This is a genomic window from Salibacterium aidingense DSM 18341, assembly GCF_000429685.1.
Classification (GTDB): domain Bacteria; phylum Bacillota; class Bacilli; order Bacillales; family Marinococcaceae; genus Salibacterium; species Salibacterium aidingense.
Genome location: NZ_AUCI01000047.1, coordinates 1 through 9,344, shown reverse-complemented (window position 1 = coordinate 9,344; position 9,344 = coordinate 1). Strand labels below are relative to the sequence as shown.

Sequence of the window (9,344 nt, the reverse complement as noted above, 5' to 3'; positions counted from 1 at the left end):
CGGAGTCGGAAGAATCATCGTCGGAAGAGTCTTCTTGTTCCTCAGAATTTTCTTCTTCCTTATTTGCTTCTTCTTCTTTTTCTTTTTCCAATTGTTCTTGGCGCTCTTTTTCCCTCATTTCTTTTTCTTTCTGCTCGATGTTGGCAGCAGCCTGTAAAGCGGCTTGCCGTTCTTCCTTCAAGTCCTTTATTGCCGCATTGATGGTGTTGATATCTTTTTCCATGCCCTTTATTCTTCCGGAAGTCTCTTTTTCGATCTGATTTTCAAAATAGGATAAAATGTTCTCTGTCGTGTCGGGGCGGGAAGCTTCGAGATAAATATTATTGAAAAAATCAAGCAGTCTGGTAACGTCCCGATGATTTAGATCAAGATATCTTAAACCGGCTTTTATCTTTTGGGTTTTATACTCTCCCTCGTTATCAAGACAATAAATCGCCTCGATCTCTGTTGTAGCTTGTAAATCATTAAGCAGAACGTAAAGACTGCCGGCCTCCTTGATTAAATCTTCAGAAATAGACGCTGTTTTTTCTATATCATTATTTCTTTCTGATCGCTGCGTCTTAAGGATCTTCAGTTGGTTATCAATATCTTTTGCCAGCGAGCGCAGCTGGCCGGCAGAGTCAAGGTTCTTTCTTGATAAGTGGTACGAATCGATTTTCAAGTTTTTTGATGGCAGGTGTTGATGTAATGTCTGCATTTGTAAGACATGGCTTCTGATGCTGTTCATCAATTCCTGAACATAACCCGGAAAAACCTCACAGGCTTCGACATCATCTGCGCGGTCCTCCTTATTATGAAACTGTCCCAGCGTATTTCCGACATAATATGGGGTTGTTCCTAACAGGAATAATCCGGCGGCCAGCGACAGAGTTGTCTGCTTTTTTCTTTTTTCTCTGCGCCGTCTTTTTATTACGATGCTTCTCTTTTCCAACATCACCCCCCCTTCCGATTGTTCTTTTTATAGCTTATTTTGTTCTTTATAACGAATTTACAAATGTAGTATATAACTCTATTAAAAAAATGAAAAACCTTAAATCCTGCCGAATTTCTTTATAACGAACGAAAATGTCTTATATTCTTCTTATAAGTCCAAAATTCGCAATAATACACTTTTATTTTTTATTCTTTTGTGCACTATAAAGAACATAAAATAAAGCTTGGGATCTCCCAAGCTTTAACAAAGGTATGAATTTTGAAGTTTTAGATTTAATAGCCTCCTCGAATATGGGGCAGGACTTGGTTTTGATAAAAGAGCTTGAGTTGTTCCATTTCCTCTTTGGAATAATAAGCACTTTCTGCGGCTTGTAGGTTATCCTCTACCTGATTCACTGTTTTGAACCCTGGGATCACACAGGAGACTTCCTTGTGATCGAGGATCCATCTTAGTGCGCCGCGTGTCATATTTCCACGTCCCTCAGCAATCCAGTTCAGCGCTTCACTAAGTTCAACTCCCTTTTCAAAAGGCAGGCCGGCAAAAGTTTCCCCTACATTGAATTTTTCCCCTTCGCGGTTAAAACGCCGATGGTCGTCTTCAGCAAATGTACTGGCTTTTGTAAACTTTCCTGTTAATAGGCCGCTGGCCAGCGGCAGTCTCGCCAGAATACCGACGCCGTTTGCTTTTGCTTTGGGAAGCAGCTCTTCCAGGGGTTTCTGGCGGAAAATATTAAAGATAACCTGCAGCGTACGGACATTTGGCTGCTGTAGACAGATTAAGCCTTCTTTCACCGTTTCTACGCTGACTCCATAGTGCCGGATTTTTCCTTCCTGCTGCAGTGTATCAAGCACCTGAAACACTCGTCCGTCTTCTAGTATATGTTTTGGCGGACAATGGATCTGGTATAGATCCAGACGCTCTCGTTCCAGCCGGCGCAGGCTATTCTCGCAATAGGCTTTCACCGCCTCATTGGAATAGGCGGCTGGATCATGGATGTCTCCGGCGCGGCAGAATTTACTGGCAATATGAATCTCATCTTCCCGCCCTTTCGTAGCTTTTGCGAGAAGTTCTTCACTGTGGCCGTCTCCATATACGTCCGCAGTATCGAAGAAATTCACCCCCGCTTTCATGGCCCGATCCAGCCCTTTTAAAGCTTCGGTATCGTTGGCTGCCCCCCAGCCGCCTCCGATTGCCCATGTCCCAAAGCTGATTTCACTTACTTTCAATTCCGTATTTCCAAGCTGCCGGTATTTCATTTTAGACAACACCAACCTTATGTTTAAAATAAAAACGCTTCCACAATTGTACATGATACTTTTCTTGTATTCTATGAAAACAAGCGGGAGACATGCTGAATCCGAAAAAGACAAAAAAGATGGAGCCCGGTTTTTCCAAGCTCCATCTTCCTTCACGTTACTGCGGCGTGCCTTCCATATCAGAAATATACCAGCTGTCCTTTTCCTTAGTGAGGGTATATTCATAATACATGGCCTGCTCATTTAATTCCGTTTCCGGCTCGACCCCGCTCACGACAACTTCGTTACTGTTTTCCGACTCAAACGAAATATCCTCCATATTGCGGAATGGGAAAGCCTGGGCCAGCTCTGGACCGTAGCTGTCCAGTTCTTCTTCATAAAAAGACTCCCAGACGTCAGATGTCATCTCCTGCGTGTAATACTGCAGGAATGTGTCTTCAATCTCTCCGAAGGAAGCTTTCGGCTCCTCATTGTGGAACTCATTTTCCCACTCTTCATACATCGTCATTTCAATGGTTTCTTCCGCTTCTGTTATCCGATCTTCAAAATAAGAAAGCGAAGGAATTTCCGACGGTTCTTCTTTAAAATCATCATTCATGGCTCTGGCGGTGAAAACAGAAAATTGTGCTCTTGTGGTGGATTCACCTGGACGGAAGGTATTGTCGCCGGCATATCCTGTGGCGATGTTACTGCCGGCAAGGGCTTGAATGTCTTGATAGAAAATATAATCCTCGTCAACATCAGCGAAGTCAGGAGCATCTTCTGCACTGAGATCATACGCTCTCGTCAGGACTGCCGCCATTTGTCCTCTTGTTAATGGCTCATTTGGCATAAACGCTCCGTCATCCCCGTTGATAATACCTTCCTCCGCCACAGCTGCTATGGCTCCGTAAGCATGGCTGGAAGTATCAACATCTTCAAACCCGGGATCCGGACGATCTCCGGTCTCAAGATCCAGAGAAGCCGCAATCATTATCGCGGCCTGAGAACGGGTGACGTTGCTGCCGGGGCGGAACTCCCCATTAGAATAACCGCCGATGACGCCGACGCCTTCGCCGGCCAGATACGTAATCTCATCGTTTGCCCAATAATCGGAATCGACATCAGAAAACTCTTCATTCGCCGAAACAGCTGCTGCTGTGCTGAAAAAGAAAGCCAAAGAGAAAATACCTATTTTCTTCCCAATCTTCATGATAGAACACCTCATTAATTAATATATTAATCCATTCATCTTCCTTCTTTTACCTTCTCTACCACTGCTTTAATGGTTCTAAACCCTGAAATGGTATGGGCTGTATCATAAATGATTTCCCCCTTCTGTCCGGAAATATATTTCACTTCGTTCGACGAGGCCGATGGCAGGAATGGTTGCATGGGACTTCAAAATTTCTGCTTAAATTTTTTTATCGGACGGAATGACCTATCAGCTGATGTTTTATCTTATCGGGCGAACTCGTTTTCTCAGGAATTAGATTGATTTCGTTGTTTCCGTTCCAAAATAGGTTTAATCATCCTTGATGAAAAGGGATAGTATGAATAAAAGAAGGAAGGAGCGGATAACCGATGTACATGTTCTCCGAGAAAGATATCCGCAGTGTTGTGGATGTGAACAAGACGGCACTCGATCTGGTCGAGAAAGGTTTTCAGAAATTAGAGCAGGGAGAAGTCACGATGCCCCCTGTTCTGCGGGTCGATATCCCCGAAAACAATGGGGAAGTCGACGTGAAAACGGCCTATGTCAAAGGGATGGATAAATTTGCGCTGAAGATTTCCTCTGGTTTTTTCAATAATGTCGATAAAGGCCTGCCCAGCTTAAGCGGGATGATGCTGCTGTTCAGTACAAAAACAGGTTTCACCGAAGCGGTGCTGCAGGACAACGGGTATTTAACGGATGTTCGTACGGCGGCAGCGGGCGGTATGGCCGCAGATTTTCTTGCCAATAAAAATATTAAAACAGCCGGGGTTATAGGTACAGGCACGCAGGCAAGGTATCAGATCCGTGCTTTGCAGATGGTTCGTAATGTGGATAATGTCCTCGTGTATGGAAGAAAACCGGAACGTGTCGCCCAGTATATAGAAGAAATGGAAAAGACCCTCGGTATTGAGGTGAAAGCGGCGGAAAGTCCGGAGGAAGTGGTAAGGCAAAGTGATGCTGTCGTGACGACAACCCCAGCGAAAGAACCGATCATTCAGAAAGAATGGCTGCATTCCGGGCTGCACATCACGGCGATGGGATCGGATGCTGAAGAAAAAAATGAAGTGGCGCCGGATGTACTTGGTGCTGTCGATGTCCTTGCGTGCGATTCGAAAGCACAGGTGTTTAAACTAGGAGAACACCATCATGCATTGGAAGCAGGGGTGATCGGGGAAAACAGCCGTATCTCGGAACTAGGTGCCTTGTCATTGGGCAGCGCACAGGGAAGGACGAAGGAGGAAGAAATCACGTTCTGTGACTTGACCGGCACCGGTGTGCAGGATACCGCTATAGCCGTTTATGCGTATGACAGCTTACGCGAAGCAAGAAAGGGAACCCTATTTGAAGAATCATCTGGGTAAAGGCCCGGCCGTCCTGCGATTCCGGATTGTTACCGGAAATTGAACCACCACTGCGCGGACATCTATTCCGTTAAATGAGAAAAACCCGGAGGATGGAGAAGGATACGGAAATTGGTACCGCTATTGGAGAGGAAGGGCCCTTTTTTCCTTTCAAAAAGGGCAGATAACGCACTGAATGTCCGAAACCTTCGTCTAAAAACGGGAAATTCGGGAAATAACGGAATAGATGGCCTTCTGCCCCTGTACGTGTTTAAAAGAGAGGCTGGATGTTTTCATCCCGAAAAATCAGGGGGACGCCCATGACCCTTATTTTACTGAGAAGAAATAGGCGGGGGCACTATGCCTGACTCACGCTTTAACTAGAACCGTTTGGCAGAAGGCAGGAAAGGATGCAAGAAAAAATATTCAGAACCGCTTTCTTTGATGTATAATGGAGAAAAGTCAAACAGAGCAGGTGTCGGACATGGATTATTATTTTTTTGAGCAGATCAATAATCTGGCTCATCAATGGGGCTGGCTGGATGCTTTCATGCGTCTCTGTTCTTCCTATGGGTATCTTCTTATTCTTCTGGCTGTGATGGGTCTGTTTTTCACGAAAAAAAGGAGCTGGGGCTGGATTGGGGTTTTCTCTCTTCTTGCTGCCCTTGGTCTGAATTACATAATAAAAACTCTGGTGGACCGGCCGCAGCCTTTTACCGCCCATGACGTGACCGTGGTCATTGAAAAAAGTGTATCCCCTTCCTTCCCAAGCGATCAGGCTGTCGTTATGGGTACTTGCGCCGTGCTGTTCTTTTTTGTCTATCGAAAGCTTGGCTGGGCTGCTTTACTGCTGGCTCTTCTTGTTCTTTTTTCCCGTATTTATGTGGGACACCATTATCCCTCGGATGTGGTCACAGGCGCGCTGCTGGGAGGTGTCATTACAGGAATCGCAGGTAAATTATGGGAAAAACGCAGACGCCGGAGCCGCTTCACCCCTTCCTACACCCGTCATTTTCCGTGAAATGCGGATCATAAGTGGAAAGGCAGCTGCATATATTTACAGTTGTGGTGAATCAATATCATTGCATACGTAGAAGCGAATCGCTAGACTTTTTTATGCAGAGAAACCCAGGCCCGGAAATATTTTTATAAAAGGGGAGCGGTATCATGACGGATGCGCTGAAAACACCGGTGGATGTTAAAATGACAACGAATATTAAGCAGAAGGGTGAGCAGGATCAGGTGAGCCTGGAAGCCAAAGGCGAAGTCTATCAGAAAAATAATTTCACTTACGTTAATTTTAAAGAAGATCTGGATGATATCGGGGAAGTATCGACTGTTTTAAAGGTAGGCAGACAGGAAATTACCGTCATCCGTTCAGGCTCTGTATCGATGCGCCAGCGTTATTTAAGCGGGGAATTGACAGAGGGAAGCTACGAAACGCCGTACGGCACTTTAAAAACGGAGGCACAAACGGATCAGGTTGCTGTAATTTGGTCAGACAGCGGAAACACCGGCCGCATTCAGTTCGGCTATGATCTGACACTGCAGGGCTCTGTTGCCGGCCGGTATGATGTAACTATATCGATTGAGGAGGACACATAACTGTCATGAACGTCGTCGAACAAATCAAAGAACAACTAAAACACGAAGTCGCAGCAGCAGCTGTAAGAGCCGGCCTTGTTTCCGAAGAAGAACTGCCGGAAGTGATCATTGAAACACCAAAGGACAAGCAGCACGGCGATTTTGCTACCAATATAGCCATGCAGCTCGCTAAAACAGCCAAAAAAGCTCCGCGCCTGATTGCCGATGATATCACCGCCTCGATGGATACATCAAAAGCATCCGTCAAAAGCACGGAAATCGCCGGTCCCGGGTTTATTAATTTTTTCCTGGATCACAGTTACCTGCGCCAGATTATTCCATCGGTCCTGACTGCCGGAGGCAATTACGGAGAAACAGATTTTGGAGCTGGAACAAAGGTGCAGGTGGAATTTGTTTCTGCCAATCCTACGGGGGATCTGCATCTTGGACATGCCCGCGGAGCTGCCGTTGGAGATGCTTTATGTAATATTCTTTCCAAAGCCGGCTTTGAGGTCACGCGCGAATATTATATCAACGATGCCGGCAATCAGATTAACAACCTCGCTTATTCCGTAGAGGCCCGTTACCTGGAGGCACTCGGAAAAGAAACGACAATGCCCGAAGACGGCTACCGCGGAGCGGATATTAAACAATTTGGCGAAGAACTGTCAGATGAACACGGAGAGCGTTTTGTTGAAATAAACAGGGAAGAACGTCTTGCATTTTTCCGGGAATACGGCCTGAAGCGGGAAATGGAAAAATTAAAGAAGGATCTCCTGGACTACCGGGTGGATTTTGACGTCTGGTATTCCGAGACCTCGTTATATGAAAGCGGAAAAGTGGAAGAAGCGCTGCAGCTCTTGCAGGAGCGGGGAGAGGTGTATGAAGCGGAAGGAGCCGTCTGGTTTAAATCCTCCAATTACGGGGACGACAAAGACCGGGTGCTTGTCAAAAACGATAACACGTATACGTACCTTCTGCCTGATATTGCCTATCATAAAAACAAATTTGAGCGCGGTTTTGAGAAAATCATCAACATATGGGGGGCCGATCATCACGGTTATATTCCAAGGATGGAAGCGGCAGTACAGGCTCTTGGGTATAAGAAAGAACAGCTCGAAACCCAGATTATTCAGATGGTGAATTTGTATGAAAACGGGGAACGGGTGAAAATGAGCAAACGGACTGGTAAAGCCGTTACGTTGAAGGACTTGATGGAAGAGGTCGGTATTGATGCCACCCGCTACTTTTTCGCGATGAGAAGTTCGGATACGCACATGGATTTTGATTTAAGCCTCGCTAAATCAGAGTCCAACGAAAACCCGGTTTATTACGTACAGTATGCCCACGCCCGTCTATGCAGTATATTCAGGCAGGCGGAAGAAAAAGGGTATTCTTATGACCCGGAGGCTGATTTGACGCCGATAGCTTCAGAAAAAGAATATGATCTTCTTAAAAAAATCGGAGAGTTCCCGGAATCGGTTGCCCTTGCTGCGGACAAGCATGCTCCGCACCGGATGACCAATTATGCCCATGAGCTGGCGGCGGCGTTTCACAGCTTTTATAACGCAGAGAGGGTGGTGGATCGGGAAGATGCAGCCAAGACCCAGGCCCGCCTCGTCCTGGTAAAGGCCGCCCAGATCACCCTGCAGAACGCGATGAAACTGATTGGAGTTCATGCTCCGGAAAAAATGTAACAATATAGATGGCAAAACCTGTTTGGTACTTCCCCAAACAGGTTTTTGTATGAATAGTGGGAAGCTCTTAATCCACACAGGAGAATAGGTCAGAGGAATAAAATCTTCAAAATGATACATAGTAGAAAGAAAGGTGTGACAACCATGCAGGAAGCATTGTTATCTTTGATGACGGGGTTGGGAGTGGGATTATTATTTGCGGTTGTGCGTCTTCCGATTCCAGCTCCTCCGGCACTGCCGGGAGTCTTGGGGATCGTTGGCATATTTTTGGGCTATAAAATATACCAATGGGTACTTCTCTGGCTGCAAAGCGGAGGAAGCTGATCCGAAATGAGGTGTAACGTAATTGCCGTTTTTTCAATCGCAGGGGGCCGTCCTGCATTATCAGAAATGGGGTCACGGTCTTCCTCTTTTTTTCATTCATCCTCCTGCCATGGGGGCAGCAACCTTTTATGAACAGCGCAAGTTAGGGAAGGATTTTCAAGTGGTTTTACTGGACGCCCGCGGCCACGGCTTCAGCCAGGCAGGCAAAGGATCGTTAACGATTTCAGAGTGGGCGCAGGACTTGTACAATTTGGCGGACGAACTTCGTCTGGACAAAGTCCTGCTGTGCGGCTATTCAAGCGGGGGATCTGTCGCGCTGGAATTTGCGTTAACATGGCCCGAACGGACAGCCGGCGTGGTAACAGCCGGCGGGTTTCCGGAAGTCTGCTCGACGCTTCTGCAGGAAGAATTTGAAGCTGGCATTCGAATTACAGAAAAGGGGTGGATGGGGCTGCTGGCCGGGATATTGTCGTTTTCGAATTCTACCCATGAGAGTCATCGGAAAGCGATTGCCGATACGATTCGAAACAGCTCTGCTCCGCTTGTTCGTTCCCTTTATACGTCAGGTCTCTTCTACTCATGCAAGAATCAACTGCCAGCCCTAAAGGTTCCGCTGCTCTTAATGTATGGAACCAGAGATTGGTATGTCCACTATTACCAATACTTGTTTTACAAATATGCTATTCAGGCCCCGAAGGATGTAGTGATGGTCAGCGGAGTGGGCCATCAAATTCCAACCCTGAAACCGGACGAATACAACGCTGTTGTTTCCCGATTTGCAAAGCAATTAGAAGCGGGAGGATGAAAAAGGGAGGAAAGGGAACCCCTGAGGTATTAAAGAGGCCGGGACAGAAGGATAGGAGCTGGCCGAAAACCCGAACAAAACAATGACGATGGGATCGCTGCACCCGGTCCCTGCGCTTTCCATGGGGACGGCTTCAGCTCACTTGGTAAAGAAGATCGCATTACCAAGTGAATCTGGAGTCTCCGTGGCCGGCCTCGGCTGAATAGAGA

8 protein-coding genes and 1 pseudogene are annotated in these 9,344 nt (G+C 46.5%); 6 read left to right on the top strand and 3 right to left on the bottom strand.

Annotation, left to right across the window (positions count from 1 at the left end; all coding sequences use genetic code 11):
- The 3 genes and pseudogenes from G475_RS0121790 to G475_RS26590 form a co-directional block, all read right to left on the bottom strand.
- A pseudogene (locus tag G475_RS0121790) lies at positions 1 to 931 on the bottom strand (hypothetical protein); the annotation flags it as partial.
- 275 nt (positions 932 to 1,206) lie between these two features.
- The gene (locus tag G475_RS0121785; RefSeq protein ID WP_026703058.1) at positions 1,207 to 2,190 is read right to left on the bottom strand and encodes an aldo/keto reductase; all 984 of its coding nucleotides are present in this window, start codon (positions 2,188 to 2,190) and stop codon (positions 1,207 to 1,209) included.
- A 157-nt stretch (positions 2,191 to 2,347) separates the two neighbouring features.
- Positions 2,348 to 3,382, bottom strand: coding sequence for an S-layer homology domain-containing protein (locus G475_RS26590; protein ID WP_051302826.1), 1,035 nt, complete (start codon positions 3,380 to 3,382; stop codon positions 2,348 to 2,350).
- Positions 3,383 to 3,753: 371 nt separating this feature from the next.
- Between G475_RS26590 and G475_RS0121765 the strand changes: the two genes are divergently transcribed.
- From G475_RS0121765 to G475_RS0121735, 6 genes are all read left to right on the top strand, one after another.
- On the top strand, positions 3,754 to 4,746 hold the full coding sequence (locus G475_RS0121765; protein WP_026703057.1) for a cyclodeaminase: 993 nt from the start codon (positions 3,754 to 3,756) through the stop codon (positions 4,744 to 4,746).
- A 463-nt stretch (positions 4,747 to 5,209) separates the two neighbouring features.
- Positions 5,210 to 5,746, top strand: a complete 537-nt coding sequence (locus tag G475_RS26585; protein WP_051302825.1) for a phosphatase PAP2 family protein — start codon at positions 5,210 to 5,212, stop codon at positions 5,744 to 5,746.
- 146 nt (positions 5,747 to 5,892) lie between these two features.
- Positions 5,893 to 6,330 carry a DUF1934 domain-containing protein gene (locus G475_RS0121750; protein WP_026703055.1) on the top strand — a complete coding sequence of 146 codons (438 nt, stop codon included), beginning with the start codon at positions 5,893 to 5,895 and terminating at the stop codon, positions 6,328 to 6,330.
- A gap of 5 nt (positions 6,331 to 6,335) precedes the next feature.
- A complete protein-coding gene (argS, locus tag G475_RS0121745; protein ID WP_026703054.1) occupies positions 6,336 to 8,006 on the top strand; it encodes an arginine--tRNA ligase in 1,671 nt (556 codons plus the stop codon).
- Between the two features lie 144 nt (positions 8,007 to 8,150).
- The gene (locus G475_RS0121740; protein ID WP_026703053.1) at positions 8,151 to 8,330 is read left to right on the top strand and encodes a XapX domain-containing protein; all 180 of its coding nucleotides are present in this window, start codon (positions 8,151 to 8,153) and stop codon (positions 8,328 to 8,330) included.
- A 22-nt stretch (positions 8,331 to 8,352) separates the two neighbouring features.
- Positions 8,353 to 9,135: an alpha/beta fold hydrolase gene (locus G475_RS0121735; protein WP_026703052.1), complete on the top strand. Its 783-nt coding sequence runs from the start codon at positions 8,353 to 8,355 to the stop codon at positions 9,133 to 9,135.
- Positions 9,136 to 9,344 lie beyond the last annotated feature (209 nt).